The organism is Rhodovibrio sodomensis, from assembly GCF_016583645.1.
Classification (GTDB): domain Bacteria; phylum Pseudomonadota; class Alphaproteobacteria; order Kiloniellales; family Rhodovibrionaceae; genus Rhodovibrio; species Rhodovibrio sodomensis.
Genome location: NZ_NRRL01000057.1, coordinates 1 through 17070, shown reverse-complemented (window position 1 = coordinate 17070; position 17070 = coordinate 1). Strand labels below are relative to the sequence as shown.

General features: G+C 71.0%; 15 protein-coding genes. 7 read left to right on the top strand and 8 right to left on the bottom strand.

What is annotated here, in order from left to right; translation table 11 throughout:
* Positions 1-47: 47 nt before the first annotated feature.
* From CKO28_RS17100 to CKO28_RS17085, 4 genes are all read right to left on the bottom strand, one after another.
* On the bottom strand, positions 48-1907 hold the full coding sequence (locus CKO28_RS17100) for a tetratricopeptide repeat protein (RefSeq protein WP_200342024.1): 1860 nt from the start codon (positions 1905-1907) through the stop codon (positions 48-50).
* Between the two features lie 167 nt (positions 1908-2074).
* Positions 2075-2938, bottom strand: coding sequence for a M48 family metallopeptidase (locus tag CKO28_RS17095; protein ID WP_200342023.1), 864 nt, complete (start codon positions 2936-2938; stop codon positions 2075-2077).
* 37 nt (positions 2939-2975) lie between these two features.
* Complete coding sequence (locus CKO28_RS17090; RefSeq protein ID WP_200342022.1) at positions 2976-3368, bottom strand: hypothetical protein; 393 nt, start codon at positions 3366-3368, stop codon at positions 2976-2978.
* Positions 3353-3742, bottom strand: a complete 390-nt coding sequence (locus tag CKO28_RS17085; protein WP_200342021.1) for a hypothetical protein — start codon at positions 3740-3742, stop codon at positions 3353-3355. The genes CKO28_RS17090 and CKO28_RS17085 overlap by 16 nt, the downstream gene beginning before the upstream one ends.
* Positions 3743-4083: 341 nt before the next feature.
* Between CKO28_RS17085 and CKO28_RS17080 the strand changes: the two genes are divergently transcribed.
* Entirely contained in the window at positions 4084-4863 is a 780-nt protein-coding gene (locus CKO28_RS17080) for an enoyl-CoA hydratase-related protein (protein ID WP_200342020.1), read from the top strand.
* Positions 4864-4982: 119 nt separating this feature from the next.
* Here CKO28_RS17080 and CKO28_RS17075 read toward each other — a convergent pair whose 3' ends face one another.
* Together CKO28_RS17075 and CKO28_RS17070 are read right to left on the bottom strand one after the other, a co-directional pair.
* A complete protein-coding gene (locus CKO28_RS17075; protein WP_200342019.1) occupies positions 4983-5216 on the bottom strand; it encodes a hypothetical protein in 234 nt (77 codons plus the stop codon).
* A 159-nt stretch (positions 5217-5375) separates the two neighbouring features.
* Positions 5376-5828, bottom strand: coding sequence for a PaaI family thioesterase (locus CKO28_RS17070; RefSeq protein ID WP_200342018.1), 453 nt, complete (start codon positions 5826-5828; stop codon positions 5376-5378).
* A 173-nt stretch (positions 5829-6001) separates the two neighbouring features.
* Between CKO28_RS17070 and CKO28_RS17065 the strand changes: the two genes are divergently transcribed.
* The 5 genes from CKO28_RS17065 to CKO28_RS17045 are packed head-to-tail and all read left to right on the top strand — an operon-like array spanning position 6002 to position 12087.
* On the top strand, positions 6002-6886 hold the full coding sequence (locus CKO28_RS17065) for an ImuA family protein (RefSeq protein WP_200342017.1): 885 nt from the start codon (positions 6002-6004) through the stop codon (positions 6884-6886).
* Positions 6789-8372: a Y-family DNA polymerase gene (locus CKO28_RS17060; RefSeq protein ID WP_200342016.1), complete on the top strand. Its 1584-nt coding sequence runs from the start codon at positions 6789-6791 to the stop codon at positions 8370-8372. Before CKO28_RS17065 ends, CKO28_RS17060 begins: the two co-directional genes overlap by 98 nt.
* Before the next feature lie 56 nt (positions 8373-8428).
* Positions 8429-8653, top strand: coding sequence for a FitA-like ribbon-helix-helix domain-containing protein (locus CKO28_RS17055; protein WP_200342015.1), 225 nt, complete (start codon positions 8429-8431; stop codon positions 8651-8653).
* On the top strand, positions 8646-8894 hold the full coding sequence (locus CKO28_RS17050; RefSeq protein ID WP_200342014.1) for a type II toxin-antitoxin system VapC family toxin: 249 nt from the start codon (positions 8646-8648) through the stop codon (positions 8892-8894). Before CKO28_RS17055 ends, CKO28_RS17050 begins: the two co-directional genes overlap by 8 nt.
* A gap of 7 nt (positions 8895-8901) precedes the next feature.
* Positions 8902-12087, top strand: coding sequence for an error-prone DNA polymerase (locus CKO28_RS17045; RefSeq protein WP_200342013.1), 3186 nt, complete (start codon positions 8902-8904; stop codon positions 12085-12087).
* A gap of 318 nt (positions 12088-12405) precedes the next feature.
* Here the strand turns inward: CKO28_RS17045 and CKO28_RS17040 are convergent, their stop codons facing one another.
* Positions 12406-13425: a ChaN family lipoprotein gene (locus CKO28_RS17040; protein WP_200342012.1), complete on the bottom strand. Its 1020-nt coding sequence runs from the start codon at positions 13423-13425 to the stop codon at positions 12406-12408.
* Between the two features lie 312 nt (positions 13426-13737).
* Here CKO28_RS17040 and CKO28_RS17035 point away from each other — a divergent pair, with 312 nt between their 5' ends.
* On the top strand, positions 13738-15435 hold the full coding sequence (locus tag CKO28_RS17035; RefSeq protein ID WP_200342011.1) for a thiamine pyrophosphate-binding protein: 1698 nt from the start codon (positions 13738-13740) through the stop codon (positions 15433-15435).
* Between the two features lie 99 nt (positions 15436-15534).
* On the opposite strand, the gene CKO28_RS17030 is transcribed toward CKO28_RS17035, so the two are convergent.
* The coding region (locus CKO28_RS17030; RefSeq protein ID WP_200342010.1) for a trimethylamine methyltransferase family protein at positions 15535-17070 on the bottom strand (1536 nt) is incomplete at its 5' end.

Below are 17070 nucleotides of genomic sequence, written 5' to 3'. Positions count from 1 at the left end.
CAATGAAAAACAGTATTACGCAGTAAGAAGCCGGTGAAGCGACCGGGTCACGCGGGCGCCGCCGCGAAGCCGCACAGGCTGGCGTAGGGGTCGTTCAGCCGCCAGTAGGCGTTGCGCGCCGCCTTGCCGCCGGCCAACCGCGGGGCTTCCGGTGTCAAACCCAGGCGCCGCAGGGTCTGCAGTTCGCCGTAGGCGGCGGGGCCGTACTCCGGCTCGTGCAGCAGGGCCATGGAGAAGTCGGTGAGCGCGTTGGCGGTGAGGTCGAGGTCGTAGAGCAGGCAGCCGCGGGCCAGCAGGAACCGCTCCGGGCGGTAGGTCGAGCGCGCCACGGCGGCGTTCATAGCGTCCAGCGCGGCCTCGATGCGGCCCCGGGCGTAGTGGGCGCGGGCCTCGACCTCGAACGCCTCGGCGAAATCGCGGGCCGTACCGGCCGCCCGTGCTTTGGCGCGCGCCGCCTCGACCTGGCTGATGGCGCGTTCGGGCAGGCCGAGCGCGAGGCTGAGTTCAGCCTCGGTCAGCTGAAAGAACCGATCGCCCCCGCCCAGCGCGCGGGCCTGCTGCAGGTCGGTGCGCGCCTGCACCAGATTGTTCTGCGCGATCTCGGAGCGTGCGCGATAGACGAACAGGCTCGCCTCCGACGGCTCCAGCGCGATCGCCGCGTCGAAGTCTTTGATGGCGTCCTCGAACGCGCCCATATTGTGCAGGGTTCGGCCCCGGAACTGGCGCGCGCGGAGGTAGCGCGGGTTGCGCTCCAGCGCCTTATCGAAGTAGCGCTTGGCGACGGCGTACTTGATGTCGGAACCGAACATCAGACCGAGCCCGAAGTACGGTCGGGCAAGGCCCGGGTCCAGTTCGCGGGCGCGCTCGAAGGCGTCGATCGCGGTTTGCTGCCATTCGGCGACCGTCTTGGGCGGCACGCGCGTCCGGTCGGCGCTGATCCACTTGGCCCAGTACGCTTCGCCCCGGGTGAACTCGGCGAGGGCGAAGTTCGGGTCTTCCTCGAGGGCGAGGTCGAACTCGGCGATCGCGCCGTCCAGGTCCCACTTCTCGTTGCGCAGCGCGATGCCGCGCCACAGCCGCGGCCACTTGCCGGCCTCCGCCTCCCGGCTGCCGGTGTCGGCGAGCTTGAACGAGGCGACCGAACGCGACAGCTCCAACATCGCCGCCTGGAAAGGGTCGGCCGCCATCTCCAGCCGGTCTTCCGGCAGGCCGTCGCTGCCGCCCGACGCGCGCTCCAGCCGGGTCACGCCCAACCGCCACAGCGCCAGCGCCTGGATCGCCATCTTTCCCTGCTCAGCCGCCAGATCCCGGGCCCGGGCCAGCGCCTCGAACGCTTCCTCGTAGCGTTCCAGAGCCATGAAGGCCTGGCCGCGCAGCAGATAGCCGCGGGGGTCGTCTTCGTGCGAATTGATCAGGAACTCCGCGCCGGCGAGCGCACGGTGGGCGTCGTCCTGCTCACCGGCTGTCAGGGTGCGTTCAAGGTTGAGCAGTTGATAGACCGAGTCCATGCCATCAAGGTAGGCGCGCAGGTAGCGTGCCTCGGCATCGCGCGGGTCGACCTCGATCGCCTTGTCGACCAGGGCGCGGGCGACGGTCGTGTTGCCGTCGCGGAAATAGATAGTACTGGCGGTCTTGGTATAGTTGTCGCGCAGCCCGCTCATCAGCTGCCGTTTGATATAGTCCGATAGCAGCGGCTCCAGAATCAGCGGCAGGGCCATTGCGACCGCCGCGCCGATCCCGGTGAACTTCCCGATCTTGGCGAGTTGGGCGCGGTCCAGCTTGACCTCGCGTACCCGGGCGAGCGTCGAGGCCAGGGAGCTGAGCCGCTCATTGAGTTGCTGGAACTGTTTGCGGAACGCGCTTCCCTCGTCGTTTGGGCCGGGCGGCGGGGGCGTGGAATCGGACATCGGTGGACACTTCTATCGGTAAGCCGGTCGGTCGCGCGGCCCGGCCGGGGCCGGAATCATCGGACACCGGTGCTATGCGCTACCGGCGACCAACGCGCACATTCCATTGGCAGGCGAGGCGGCCTGAAGCTTCGTGACCCCGCCGCGCCTCCGACGGCTGATCGGCGTCAGTTGCGCGCGATTTCCACTTCGGCGAAGCCGGTGATCGCGGCGTCGAACCGTCGGTTGCGCAGATCGGGGATCATGCGCTGGGGTAAGTCGAGATCGGCGATGTGCTGGCGTGCCAGCACCTCACGCCCGGTCGGATAGCCGCGACCACCCAAGCTGCCCTCGGCGAACTTCAACCGTTGCAAGACGCGGACCAGGGCCTGGGGCTGATAACCGGCGAGCGCGAGCAACTCGATCGCGCGGCGGTCGGCTTCGAGTTCGTGGCGCTCGTTGTAGCCCACCGCCATCGTTTCCATGATCGTCTGCTCGTCGGTCTGCGATTCATTGCCGAAGATCGCGTCCATCACTTTGAACGCCTTGCCGGCGGCGGCGTCGAGCATGTTGTGACGCAGCTCGTGGTGAGCGATCTCGTGGGCGAGGACGGCGGCGAGTTCGTCCTCGCTCTGGATTACGCTCAAAAGCCCCCGGGTGATGAAAATGAAGCCCGAGGGCACAGCGACCGCGTTGCGTTCATCGCTGTCCAAAACGGCGAAGGTGTAGCCCGCGTAGGTGTGGGGATAGTGTGAGCCGAGCGCGATCGTGGTGCCGACTTTGTGCATGTAAGCATTGAACGGATGGTCCGGCTTGTACAGCCCGGCACCCGCCGCGACGGCGGCCCAGTTCAGGCCGTAGACGTACTCGTCGAACGGACCGACGCGGCCTTCCAGGAAGTCGAGCGTGCTCTGGTTGTCGGCGTTGGACTGCTGGAAACTCTGCTTCATGCGCTTGTCGGCCTGATCCAGCGTTTTGCAGGCGCCGAGCGGGCCGGCGGTGAGCAGAAGGGCGCAAGCGGTGGTGAGCAGTCGGGTGGATCGCGGGGTCATCGGCTGTACTTCTCTTCTCGGGACCAGCAGCGTCAGGTCAGTTACCGAACAGGTTCTGGAACGCGTCGTTGACGGCAGCGCCCGCGCCGGCGGCACCGCCCTTGGGGGCGCGCTTGACGTCGCGGGCCGGCTTGGCCCGTAGGTCCCGATCGTTGAGGGTCGGGGCGAACTCGCCGAGCCCACCCTCGCGGCGGAAATCCTTGAAGCTTACCTGCGGGTTGACGTTGCCGCGAGCCAGCAGCGCTTCGACGGCATCCCGGTCGTCGCCCAGCGCCGCCAACTGACCCGACAGGCCCTTGCCAGAGCCGCCTGAGGCGGGCTTCAACTGGAATCCCTTGCCGCCGTTGGCGATGGCGGCCTGCTCGAACTTGCGCTCGGCGTCTTCGATGGTCTGCTGTTCGGCGAATTCGGGGGTTACCATGCAGCGCATGGTGATGAACGCCGTCCCGTCGTCGGTCTCGACCTCGACCCAGGCCGGGAAAAGTCCCGCCGGTCGTGCTCGACCCGGCCGCGCTGGCGATCCCAAGCGTCCTCCGTGCTGCCGTGTGTGGTCGAATAGCGCATCGACTTCGGCAACAGGTATTTGCCGGCCAGTCCCACGACCTCGAACCTCTGCTCGAACGCGGCCGTGCTCACGACCTCCGCGTAGCCGTTGGGCTGAGCGTGCAGCGGGGTCTGCTCGCAGGCGTTGACGAACGTGTCGCCCGGTTCCGGGATCTGCGTGTAGATCAATTGCGCCGACGCGGTGGGCGCGGCGACCGCGGCCCCGGCGAAGACGGCGGCGGCAGTCACCAGCGCACGCATCGCGCGCTGCGGACGCAGGCCAATCGAACTTTTGGCGAGACGAGACGACGGACGGAGCGGGGACATGGCAGCACCTAATGCAGTCAGCCGAGACAGCGAATTCGCGTCAGGGTAGCCGCGGACCGGACAGTTGCCAATCAAAATTCGGCCGAAAAGGACGTTGTTTTGTTCTGATTTTGTCACAAACAAACCGACCTGACCCGATCCCGGTTATATCAAGCGCGTCGCGGCGTGCCTCCTGCGTTGCGCCCGGCGCGTGAATGCGCGATGCAGGTGGCGCCGGGCCGGGGATGCCCGAGGAATCCGGCGCCAGGGACAACCTCGAGGGGAGGCGACCGGCGATGGCCGACGAGATTCTGCTGCACCGCGCGGGCGCGGTCGCAACCGTGACCCTGAACCGCCCGGAACGGCGCAACGCCTGCAACCTTGCGATGTGGCGCGCGCTGCACCGGGTGATGGACGAGATCGCGGCCGACGACGGGCTGCGCTGCGTCGTCGTGCGCGGGGCCGGCGGGCAGGCGTTCGGCGCCGGGGCGGACATGTCGGAGTTCGAGGCCGAGCGCTTCTCGGCCGAGCAGGCGCGCAGCTACAACGCCGTGATGGCGCCGGCGATCTACGCCCTGCGCGACTGTCCGCACCCGACGGTCGCGCTGGTGCAGGGGGCGTGCATGGGCGGCGGGCTGGAGATGGCGATCTTCTGCGACCTGCGGATCGCCGGGGCGGGTGCCACCTTCGGCATGCCGATCAATCGGATCGGCCACGGTCTGCCGCTGCCCGAACTGGCGGAGCTGGTCGCCCTGGTCGGCCGGCCGGCAGCGCTGGAACTGCTGTTGGAGGGCCGGATCTGGTCGGCCGAGCAGGCGCGCGAACGTGGCCTGGTCACGCGCGTGAGCGCCGACGCGGAGGTCGAGGCCGAGGCCTGCGCCGCAGCCGGACGGATCGCCAAGGGCGCGCCGATCGCGGCCCGGCTGCACAAGCGCATGGCCCGGCGGGTCGACCAGCCCGAGCCGCTCACAGCGGACGAACTGGACGCCCCGTTCCGGACCTGCGACACGGCGGATTACAAGACCGGCGTGCGCGCGTTCCTGAACAAGGAAAGGCCGGATTTCCGCGGCGAATAGAACAAGATGCTGAAAGGTGAAGCCCGCTTTCAGCTGAATCTTGCTCTCTCTTCCAGCAGTCAGAGCAAAATTCCCGATGAAGGCCGACTCGACCGTCATCGATTTTGCTCTAGCGGCGGCTAGATTTCCTCGTCGCCCAGGGTGGGCTGGTCCAGGATGTCGCACAGGCGCTTGACCTTCGGACTGCGCACTTCGTGCAGCCCGGGCGTGTCGTTGTTGTTCACCCACTGATAGGCGGCAACCAGTTCGCTCACCGTGGCCTTGCTCGCCACGATCTCGGCCGCGCGCGTGTCGTCGAGTTGGCCGACGATCCGCTGAACGTCGTGCGCGGTGACCGGGCGATCGGTGCTCATCGCTGTGCCTCCTATGCTGTGGGGAACCGGGCGGCCCGAGGGCGCCGGCCCCGGTGTTGCCCCCGGTGTCGGCCGCGGTATTGGCCGGGGTGTTGGCCGGTGCGGGAGAAGTAAGTAAGCCCGACCCGGCATTGAAGAGGGCGCGTTCGCACGCGCGGCTCAGCTGCCGGGCAGGCGGGCGAGCGGGATGCCCGCCGGATCGCCGCTGCCGGCGGCGTACTTGAACACCCCGTCGCCGCGCCCGATCAGCGTGCCGTCATCGGCGTGCACCGTGCAGTCGGCGAAGAACACCGAGCGGCCGCCGCCCGTCGTGTGCGCCCGGGCGGTCAGGCGCTGGCCGGCCTGCGCCGGGGCGAGGAACTGGGTGTTCAGCTGCAGCGTCATGGCGCGCCGGCCGCGGCCTGGGGTGTCGCAGAAACAGCCCGAATAGCCGCAGGCGGTGTCGACCAGCGTGGTCAGCACGCCGCCGTGCAGGATGCCGCTGCGGTTCAGATGCGCCGCTGCGACCGGCAACTCGACCGCGGCCCGGCCCCAGGACCAGTCGGCGATGCGGTAGCCGACCAGGGCGGCGAAACCGGTTGTCGGGGTCAGCGGGTCGGACGGCTCGGACATGGCCTGGAAACCTGCCGGGGTGCAGGAGCGCTGTCCAGAGCCGGGATCGCGATCGGCCCCGGCCAGCTTTGGGTCGCTGCCGTGTTGACTCGCGGATCGGATATGGCTAGAACATTTCAAGAACGAACGGAACAAGAACATCGGCCCTTTCGATAAAGAGTGACCTGACGGCGATGGCACAGGCGGTCAACGACCCCAAGGCAACCAGGACGGATGCCCCCGGATCGGACGCGGGCGACCCGGACGCGGGCGGCCCGGACGCGGATGGCGTGCCCGACCTGGAGACGCTGCGCCGGCGGGTGCGCGCGCTGGAGCGCGGCACGGGGCCGGAACGCGCGCCCGTTCTGCCGCTGGGCGCGCCGGCGATCGACGAACTGCTGCCGGGCGGCGGGCTGGCGCGCGCGGGTGTGCACGAGCTGCTGCCCGAGCGCACCGCCTGGGACGACGGCCCGGTCACCGGGTTCGCGCTCGCGCTGACCGGCCGGCTGATGGCCGTGGCCCAGGGGCCGGTGCTCTGGGTCGCCCGGCGCGGCGACCTCTACGCCCCGGGAGCGCCGGCGTTCGGCGTCGATCCCGACCGCCTGCTGACCGCCCGCGCGGGCGACGACGCGGGCGTCCTCTGGGCGATGGAGGAGGCGCTGCGCTGTTCCGGGCTGGCCGGCGTGGTGGGCGAGGTCGGCCAGCTCGACCGCACCGCCGCCCGGCGCCTGCAGCTGGCCGCGGAGGCCGGCGGGGTCACCGGTCTGACGCTGCTGCGCCGGCGGGTGGTGCCGCGCGGCCGGCAGGATCCCAGCGCCGCCGCGACCCGCTGGCGGGTCGGCGCCCGGCCGGCACGGCGCGACGGCGGCCGGGCCGTACCCGGCGGCGGGCATGCGCCCGGGGCTGGCCGGGCGTGCTGGCACCTGGACCTGGTGCGCGCGCGCGGCGGCGATCCAGCGGACTTCGAGGTGGAGTGGGACCATGCGACGGGTGATTTCGCTCTGGCTGCCGCGCTTCGCGACGGATCGGCGGCGGACTTCCGCGCCGGCGGCGTCCCGGGCGTCCGGCGCGCCGGCTGAAGCTACACAAGCGGTCCGTCCGCTCGCGCTGGTGTCCGGCGCGGACGGGCGGCAGGCGCTGACCGCGGTCGACGCGCGCGCGGCCGCGGCCGGGATCGGCCCCGGCGTGCCGCTCGCCGAGGCGCGCGCCCAGGTGCCCGAGCTTGACATCCAGCCGGCCGATCCGGACGGCGACGCCGCGGCGCTGAGGCGCCTGGCCGCTTGGTGCGGGCGCTACAGCCCCTGGACCGCGCCCGATCCGCACGGCGGCGAGGGCGGCGGGGCCGGGGTGTGGATCGATGCCACCGGTTGCGCCCACCTGTTCGGCGGCGAGGCGGCGATGCTGTCCGACCTGTGCCACCGCCTGGCCCGGCTGGGACTGAGCGCGCGCGCGGCGATGGCCGACACGCCGGGGGCCGCCTGGGCGCTGGCGCGCTTCGCCACCGATGCCAGCCTGACCACGCTGGTCGCGCCAGAAGGGGCGCTGCGCGGCTACCTGAGCCCGCTGCCGCCGGCCGCGCTTCGGCTCGACGCGGCGGACTGCGAGCTGCTGCACCGCCTGGGGCTGCGCCGGATCGGCGAGGTGTTGAACGTGCCGCCGGCCGCCTTGGCGCCGCGGGTCGGCCGGCAGGTCGCGCGCCGGCTGGACCAGGCGCTGGGCCGGGTGGCCGAGCCGATCGATCCGCTGACCCCGGTGCCGCCGCTGCGCGTGCGCCGCGCCTTCGCCGAGCCGATCGGCACGCGCGACGACATTGCGGGCGCGATCGAGGCGCTGATCGCCGGGCTGTGCCGCCGGCTGGAGGAGGTCGGGCAGGGCGCGCGCCGGCTCGAGCTGACGCTGTACCGGGTCGACGGCTCGCTGCAGCCGGTCCAGCTCGGCACCAGCCGGGCGAGCCGGGAGGCCGACCACCTGAAACGCCTGTTCGCCGAGCGGCTGGACGATCTCGACGCCGGCTTCGGGGTGGAGGTGATGACGCTCGCCGCGCTCGGCGCCGAACGGCTGGCCGCGGGACAGCTCGCGCTCGGCCGCAAGCACGCCGGCACCGGCCAGCGCGGCGCGGGCGAGCTGGCCGGCCTGATCGACCGGCTGGAGGCGCGCCTGGGCGGCGGCAGCGTCACCCGGCCGCGCCCGCGCGGCAGCCATCTGCCCGAACGCGCGGTCGCCGCCGGGCCCGCGTTTGCCGGGAGCAAACGACAGGCCTGGCCCGCGACCGGCCCGCGTCCGCTGCGCCTGGTCGAGCCGCCGCAGCCGCTGGACGCGACATCCGCCGTGCCCGCCACTGCTGAACCGTCCGGCAGCCCGCCCGCGCAGATCCGCCTGGGCGGCCTGACCCATCGGGTGACCGGCGCCCACGGGCCCGAGCGCCTGAGCCCCGAATGGTGGCGCCCGGACAGCCCTGAGGGCCAGGGCGGGCGCGACTACTACCGCCTGGAGACGGCCGAGGGCCGGCGCTACTGGGTGTTCCGCAGCGGCAACCGCTGGTACCTGCACGGCCTGTTCGCGTGAGGCGGGTCGCACCATGTATTATCGCGCGGTCGACGCAGGTCGGAGGGATCTGAGCTATGGCCGAGATCGAAGTTCTGGATATCGATGACGACCTGATGGCGCGCTTGGCAGAGCGGGCGGACCAACGCGGCCATTCGGTCGAGGACGAGGTGCGCACCATTCTGGAACGGGTCTTGCGCATGCCGAGCGAGAGCGAACTTCTGGTTGGTGGCGCCATCGCTCCTGTTGTTCGAAGTGACCAATGTCTTCTGGAAGAAGCAGCGGCTTGGCGAGATGGATGAGGACACGGTCAAGAAGCCGATCGACCATCTACGCCGGTCCGAGACGCTGGAACTCGTGGGCCCGCGTGCCCTGATCTCTCGCGCCATGTCGATCGCGGTCGCACCCGGCCATCCCGCCTACGACTGTTTCTACCTCGCTTGTGCGGAATTGTTCGGCGCGCGGTGCGTCACGGCGGACCAGCGTATGCTGAAGACGGTGGTCGGGACGCCGTTCGCGCATCTGGTCGAACCGCTCAACTGATCCCGCCATGGCACAGCCGTCCTTGGCCTTCGCCGAACTCGCCGCGGCGACCAACTTCAGTTTTCTGGAGGGCGCGTCGCACCCCGACGAAATGGTGACCCAGGCCGCGGCCCTGGGCCTGTCGGCGCTGGGGGTGGCGGACCGGAACACGCTGGCGGGCGTGGTGCGCGCGCACGCGGCGGCGAAGCAGCACGGCCTGAAGCTGCTGGTGGGCGCCCGGATCGCGCCCACCGACGGGCCGGAAATCGTGGCCTACCCGCAGGACCGCGCGGCCTACAGCCGGCTGTGCACCCTGCTGACCACCGGCAAGCGGCGCACCCAGAAGGGGCAGTGCGATCTGCAGCTGGCCGATCTGGAAGCCCACGCCGACGGCCTGATCGCGCTGGTCGCCCCCGGCGCGGCGGCGGAGCCCGATCGCGCGTTCGCCGATCAGCTGCATCGGCTCGCCGCGAGCTTCGGGGAGCGCTGCCACCTGCTCGCGCCCGTGCGCCTGGACGGCGCGGACGACCGGCGCCTGGCCAATCTGGCCGCGCTGGCGCGCCGGGCCGGCACGCCGCTGGTCGCGACCACCGAGCCGCTGCTGCACGCCCGGTCGCGCAAACCGCTGGCGGACGTGCTGACCTGCATCCGCGAAGGCGTCACGATCGACACCGCCGGCCGCCGCCTACTGCCCAACGCCGAGCGGGTGCTGAAGCCCCGTGAGGCGATGGCCCAGCTGTTCGCGGACCATCCGCGCGCGCTGGAGACGCCGGCGGAGATCGCCGCGCGGGTCGACTTCTCGCTCGACGAGCTGCGCTACGAATATCCGGAGGAATCCGCCGGGCGCAGCCGCCCGCCGCAGGAGGAGCTGGAGTTCCTGACCTTCGAGGGCGCCAAGGGCCGCTATCCGGGCGGCCCGCCGGCGCGCATCCGCGACACGCTGGAGCGCGAGCTCGAGCTGATCCGCCAGCTCGGCTACGCGCCGTATTTCCTGACCGTCTACGACCTGGTGCGGTTTGCCCGCTCGCAGGGGATTCTGTGCCAGGGCCGCGGCTCGGCGGCGAACTCGGCGGTGTGCTATTGCCTCGGCATCACCGCGGTCGACCCGTCCAAACTGGATCTGCTGTTCGAACGCTTCGTCTCCGCCGCGCGCGACGAGCCGCCGGACATCGACGTCGACTTCGAGCACGAGCGCCGCGAGGAGGTCATCCAGTACATCTACGCCAAGTACGGCCGGGACCGCGCCGGTCTGGCCGCGACCGTGATCTGCTACCGCCGGCGGGCGGCGATCCGCGAGGTCGGCAAGGCGATGGGCCTGTCCGGCGACACCATCACCGCGCTCGCCGGCGGGGTCTGGGGGCGTGTCGGCCAGGGCGGCGAGAGCGACTGGGTGCGCGAGCTGGGCCTCGACCCCCAGGACCCGCGCCTGCGGCAGACGCTCCGTTTGGTCGAGGAGATCCAGGGTTTCCCCCGCCATCTGTCCCAGCACGTCGGCGGCTTCGTGATGACCCGTGGGCCGCTCAACGAGGTCGTACCGATCGAGAACGCGGCGATGGCAGGCCGGACCGTGATCGAATGGGACAAGGACGACCTGGAATCGCTCGGCATGCTCAAGGTCGACGTGCTGTCGCTCGGCATGCTGACCTGCATCCACAAGGGGTTCGACCTGATCGCCCGGCACCACGGCCGGCGCCACCAGCTGGCGAGCGTGCCGCACGGCGACCGGGCCACCTACGACATGCTCTGCCGGGCGGACTCGCTGGGGGTTTTCCAGGTCGAGAGCCGGGCGCAGATGACCATGCTGCCCCGGCTCAAGCCGCGCGACTTCTACGACCTGGTGATCGAGGTCGCGATCGTGCGCCCCGGCCCGATCCAGGGCGACATGGTCCACCCCTACCTGCGCCGGCGTTCGGGCCAGGAAAAGGTCAGCTACCCGAGCCAGGACCTGGAGCGCGTGCTGGGCAAGACGCTGGGCGTGCCGCTGTTCCAGGAGCAGGCGATGCAGATCGCCATCGTCGCCGCCGGCTTTACACCAAGCGAGGCCGATCAGCTGCGCCGCGCGATGGCGACCTTCAAGCGCCACGGCGACGTCCACCGCTTCCAGCAACGCCTGGTCGAGGGGATGGTCGAGCGCGGCTACGACCGGGACTTCGCCGAGCGCTGCTACAAGCAGATCGAGGGCTTCGGCACCTACGGCTTTCCGGAGAGCCACGCCGCCAGCTTCGCGCTGCTGGTCTACGTCTCCGCCTGGATGAAGCGGCACTATCCGGCGGCCTTCGCCTGCGCGCTTTTGAACAGCCAGCCGATGGGGTTCTACGCCCCCGCCCAGATCGTCCGCGACGCGCGCGAGCACGGCGTCGAGGTGCTGCCGGTCGACGCCAACCGCTCGGACTGGGATTGCACGCTGGCGCCCGCAAGCGACGGCGGCATGGCGCTGCGCCTGGGCCTGCGCCAGGTCGCCGGGCTGGGCGCGCCGGCCGGCCGGGCGATCGAGCAGGCGCGCGGCAACGGCTACCCGGATCCCCTGACCCTGTGGCGCCGGGCCGGCCTCAGCGCCAAGTCGCTGGCGGCGCTGGCGCGCGCGGACGCGTTCACCTCCATGGGCCTGGATCGGCGCCAGGCGCTGTGGGCCGTGAAGGGCCTGCCGGACGAAAAGCCGCTGCCGCTGTTCGACGCGATGGGCGAGGAGGAGAGCGGCCCGGAGCCGGCGGTCGAGCTGCCCGACATGGCGCCCGGCGAGCAGGTGATCGACGACTACGCGTCGATCCGCATGACCCTGCGCCAGCACCCGGTCAGCTTCCTGCGCGCCGACCTGCGCGCGCGCGGCTACCAGCGCGCCGAGGACTTGTGGGAGGTCGCGCAGGACGGCCGGGCCAAATGCGCCGGGCTGGTCCTGGTGCGCCAGCGTCCCGGCAGCGCCAAGGGCGTGATCTTCGCCACGCTGGAGGACGAGACCGGGGTCTGCAACGTCGTGCTCTGGCCCAAGGTGTTCGACGCCTGCCGCCGGGCGTTCCTGCAGGCGAGCCTGCTGGGCGTCACCGGCTGGGTGCAGCGCGACGGCCTGGTCCTGCACCTGGTGGCGGAGCAGGTCGAGGACCTGAGCCCGCGGCTATCGAGGCTGCGGGACCCGGGCGCACGCCAGGGCCTGGACAACGCCATGGCCCGCGCCGACGAGGTCAAGCGCCCGATCCAGGAAGCGCGGAATTTCCATTGAGGGGTATGAGTGCGCCTCAAAGCTCGGTGACCACGGGCAAGCGCGCCCGTGGGGCGTGCTTCGACACGCTGGCGTAGCCGCCAGCTACTCAGCATGCAGATAGTTTGTGAACTTCTGAAAAAATGAAATCTTCATCCCAGAGCAAGATGCTGAAAGGAGAAGCCACCTTTCAGCTGAATCTTGTTCTCTCTTCAAACAGTTAGAGAAAAGTGCACGATGAAGGTCGACTCGACCTTCATCGATTTTGCTCTAGAAGGACGCCAAAGGCGTCTGTGTCGAAGGATCCCTTACGCTCGCTCCGAGAGCTGCAACGGATAGCTACTCCCCGTCCGACCCATGCCTCTGCATGCGCTTCTTCAGCTCCGCGCAGGGGTCGCCGCGTTCGTTCGCCGGCGTGAACCAGACGTAGTCGTAGGCGCGCGGCGCGCCCGGCGGCTGCTCGGGCAGGTAGGCCGCCGGCTCGGTCGCCTCGGGGCGGACTTCCCGGAACCGGACGACCAGCACGTCGGGGTCGTTCAGGCGCTGGCGCAGATACCACGGGACCGCCCGGTCGGCGCGGGCGTGGCCGCCGCCGGCGATCAGCACCGCGCCGCGATCCTGCGCCCGGGCGGCGGCGATCAGCGTGTCCGCCATCACCGCGTCGCGCAGCCGCTGGACGTTCGCCATCGGGCCCATGGCGTCCTTCGGCATCAGGTTGCAGTGCCCCGCCCGCAGCTCGCTCAGCAGCTGGTCGCGCTGCGCCTCCGGCAGCGGCGTGTCCAGGGCGAGCGCCGCGGTCCGCTCGGCGTCGAGCGCGCCGAAGCCCTGCCGGCCCACGGTCCGGCTCTCGCCCGGGCTCGGGTTCGCGGCCAGGATCGGCAGGTCGGCCGACAGCGCGGCCTCGGCGATCGGCCGGTAGCTCTCCCAGGCGGGCCAGCCGCGCTGCTCCCACTGGACCGCCGGGCCCAGGCCCGCCGCGTCGTCCGGATGCGCGTTCAGGTAGGATTCGAGCGCGGGCACCTGGCCCTGGCCGATCATCTCGAACGCGACCGCCGGCGTGCGTCCCTGCGCGGTCATCGCGCGCACCACCCAGGCCTGCAGGGCGTGATGGTCCGGGTTGTCGTGCCGTTCGCCCAGGATCACGAAGCGTGCCCTGGCGGCCGCCTCGGCGACAGCGCGCGGCTCGACCGTTTCGCCGGCGGCGACGTCGTAGACCGTGCCGACCAGCGGTTGGTCGCGGTGGAGCGGCGTCTCCAACGCCGGCACCGGCGGTATTTCCGCGGCGCGGACGGGCAGGGCGAGGCTCGCGGCCGCGAGGGCGCCGGCGGCGAGGGCGGTGATGAGGCGGTGCATGGTCATACCCGTATACTGGGGCGCCGCGCGCGCGTCGGCAACGCGCGACGATCTGGCGCGGCGCGTCGGGCCCGTGCTAAGCGCGAGGGCAGGGCGGCAAGAAACCGTGAGCGCGGACAGGTTCGCACGCCGTGTCGGCGGGTGCCCTCTCCCTTGAGGGGAGAGGGCTAGGGTGCGGGTGGGACTCCTCGGCGCACGGCGGGGAGTCCCACCCGCACCCTCCCACGCCCTAAAGGGCGCGGGCCCGTCCCTCTCCCCTCAAGGGAGAGGGGAATGGTGGCGCGGCTGCGCTGGCAGAAAGGGAGGCAGTGCCAAGACATGGCCGTGACAACGCAACCGCGCACCGGCGGGCGCGTGCTGGTCGACCAGCTGGCGATCCAGGGGGTCGAACGGGTGTTCTGCGTGCCGGGCGAAAGTTACCTGGCGGCGCTGGACGCGCTGTACGACACGCCGGCAATCGCGCTCACCGTCTGCCGGCAGGAGGGCGGGGCGGCGATGATGGCGGACGCGCACGCCAAGCTGACCGGCCGGCCGGGCGTCTGCTTCGTCACCCGCGGTCCGGGCGCGGCCAACGCCGCCAGCGGCGTCCACGTGGCGTTCCAGGATTCCACGCCGATGGTGCTGTTGATCGGGCAGGTCGGCCGGTCGATGCGCGACCGCGAAGCTTTCCAGGAGATCGATTTCCGGCGGATGTACGGCGAGCTCGCCAAGTGGGTGGCGCAGGTCGACGACCCCGCGCGCCTGCCGGAATACCTGTCGCGCGCTTTCCACACCGCGCTGCAGGGCCGGCCGGGCCCGGTCGTGCTGGCGCTGCCGGAGGACGTGCTGTCGGACACGACTGAGACCGCCGACGCGCGTCCGGTCCGCCCTGCCGTGGGCCATCCGGGCCCAGCGGAGCTGGCCGAGCTGCTCCAGCGCCTGAGCCGGGCGCGCCGGCCGCTCGCGATCCTGGGTGGCGGCGGCTGGACCGCGCAGGCCAAGGCCGATTTCGAGGCGTTCGCGCACGCAAACGACCTGCCGGTCGCCTGCGCCTTTCGCTGCCAGGACTACTTCGACAACCGCCATGAGTGCTACGCTGGCGACGTCGGCTTGGGCGTGAATCCGGCGCTTGCCCAGCGGGTCCGGGAGGCCGACCTGCTGCTGGTGGTGGGCGCGCGGATGGGCGAGGCGACCTCCAGCGGCTACAGCCTGATCGACGTGCCGACGCCGCGGCAGACGCTGGTGCACGTCTATCCTGGGGCGGAGGAGCTGGGCCGGGTCTACCAGCCGACCCTGGCGATCCAGGCGGCCACGCCCGCCTTCGCCGCGGCGGCGCGGAGGCTCGAACCTCTCGACCCGCCGCCCTACGCCGGTGTGCGCGAGGCCGCGCGGCAGGACTATCTCGCCTGGACCACGCCCCCGGCGGCCAAGGCGTCCAACGGCACGGTCGACATGGCGCAGGGGATCGCCGATCTGCGCGAGCGATTGCCGGCGGACGCGGTGATCTGCAACGGCGCGGGCAATTATGCTGCCTGGGTGCATCGCTATTACCGCTATCGCAGCTACCGCAGCCAACTCGCGCCGACCTCGGGCTCGATGGGCTACGGCGTGCCCGCGGCCGTGGCCGCCAAGCTGGCGGCGCCGGAGCGGCCGGTGATCGCGTTCGCCGGCGACGGCTGCTTCCAGATGACCGGGCAGGAACTGGGCACGGCGGTGCAGTACGGCGCGGCGATCGTGGTGATCGTGGTCAACAACAACAGCTACGGCACGATCCGCATGCACCAGGAGCGTGCCTACCCGCACCGCGTGACCGGCACCGATCTGCACAACCCCGACTTCGCCGCGCTCGCGCGCGCCTACGGCGCGCTCGGCGAAACGGTGAGCGAGCAGGGCGCGTTCCTCCCCGCCGTCGAGCGCGCGCTCGCCGCCGGCACCCCGGCGCTGATCGAAGTGCGCACCGACCTGGAACAGATCAGCCCGGCGAAGACGATCACCGACCTGCGCGGCGGGCGGTCGCGGAAGCTTCGCACGGGATAGAAGCGGCTCCCCGAGCCTTCGGGGGGAGGAGAGGGACAGGGTGAGGTGGATTGCACGGCAGCGAAGGCCGCGGGCAACCTCCTTCCCCAGCAAATCCCCCTAACTTGAGAAGGAGTCCGGCATCGAGGCCTTGGTGCGGGCGATGTAGTCCTGCAGGGCTTCGTCGATCGCGGGATCGATCGCCGGGGCTTCGTACTCGCCCAGGCGCTTTTTCCAGAGCGTGTTGGCGCGCTGGGCGGCGTCCTGGCCGCCTTCGCTCTCCCACTGCTCGAACGAGTTGTTGTCGGCGATCTTGGAGCGGAAGAACGCGGTCTCGAAGTTCGCCTGGGTGTGGGTGGCGCCGAGGTAGTGGCTGCCGGGGCCGACCTCGCGGATCGCGTCCATCGCCTGGCCGTTGTCCGACAGGTCCACGCCGTTGGCCATCGCGTGCATCATCTCCAGCTGGTCGGCGTCCATCACCAGCTTCTCGAGCGAGGTCGCGAGACCGCCTTCCAGCCAGCCGGCCGAGTGCAGGGTGAAGTTCACGCCGGCCAGCACGGTCGGCAGCAGGGTGTTGGCGCTCTCATAGGCGGCCTGCGCGTCCGGGATCTTGGCGCCGCACAGCGAACCGCCGGAGCGGAACGGCACGCCCAGCCGGCGCGCCAGCGCGGCGGCGCCGTAGAGCACCAGGGCCGGCTCCGGCGTGCCGAAGGTGGGCGCGCCCGACTGCATCGATATCGAGCTGGCGAACGAGCCGAACACAACCGGCGCGCCGGGGCGGACCAGCTGGGCGAACGCCATGCCGGCCATGGCTTCCGCCAGCGTCTGCGCCAGCGTGCCGGCGATCGTGACCGGCGCCATCGCGCCCGCCAGGATGAACGGGGTGACGATGCAGGCCTGGCCCGCCCGGGCGTAGACCTTGAGCGCGCCCAGCATGGTCGCGTCGAAGGTCATCGGCGAGTTGGCGTTGATCAGCGAGATCGTGACGACGTTCTGCTCGACCGTCTCCGCGCCGAACAGCAGCTTCGCCATCGCCACCGTGTCCTCGGCGCGCTCCGGCGCGGTCACCGAGCCCATGAACGGCTTGTCGCTGTAGCGCATGTGCGCGTACAGCATGTCCAGGTGGCGCTTGTTGACCGGCACGTCGACCGGCTCGCACACCGTGCCGCCGGAGTGGTGCAGCGACGGCGTCATGTAGGCGAGCTTCACGATCTTCTGGAAGTCCTCCAGCGTGGCGTAACGCCGGCCCTCGTCCAGGGTGCGCACGAAGGGCGGGCCGTAGACCGGCGCGAACACCGTGTTGTTGCCGCCGATCTCGACCGACCGGTCGGGATTGCGCGCCAGCTGGGTGAACTGCTTGGGCGCGTTGTCCTGGATGATCTTGCGCGCCATGCCGCGGGGCATCCGCACCCGCTCGCCCTGGACGTCCGCGCCGGCCTGGCGCCAGATTTCCAGCGCCTCCGGATCGTCGCGGAACTCGATACCGATCTCTTCCAGGATGGTGTCGGCGTTGGCCTCGATGGTCTGCAGGCCGTCCTCGCTCAACACCTCGTAGGGGGCGATCTTGCGGGTGATGTAGCGCAGCTGTTGCAGCCCGCCGCCGCCGCGCTGGGCGCGCCGGCCCTCGCGGCCGCCGCCGCTGGCGCCGCGGCCGCC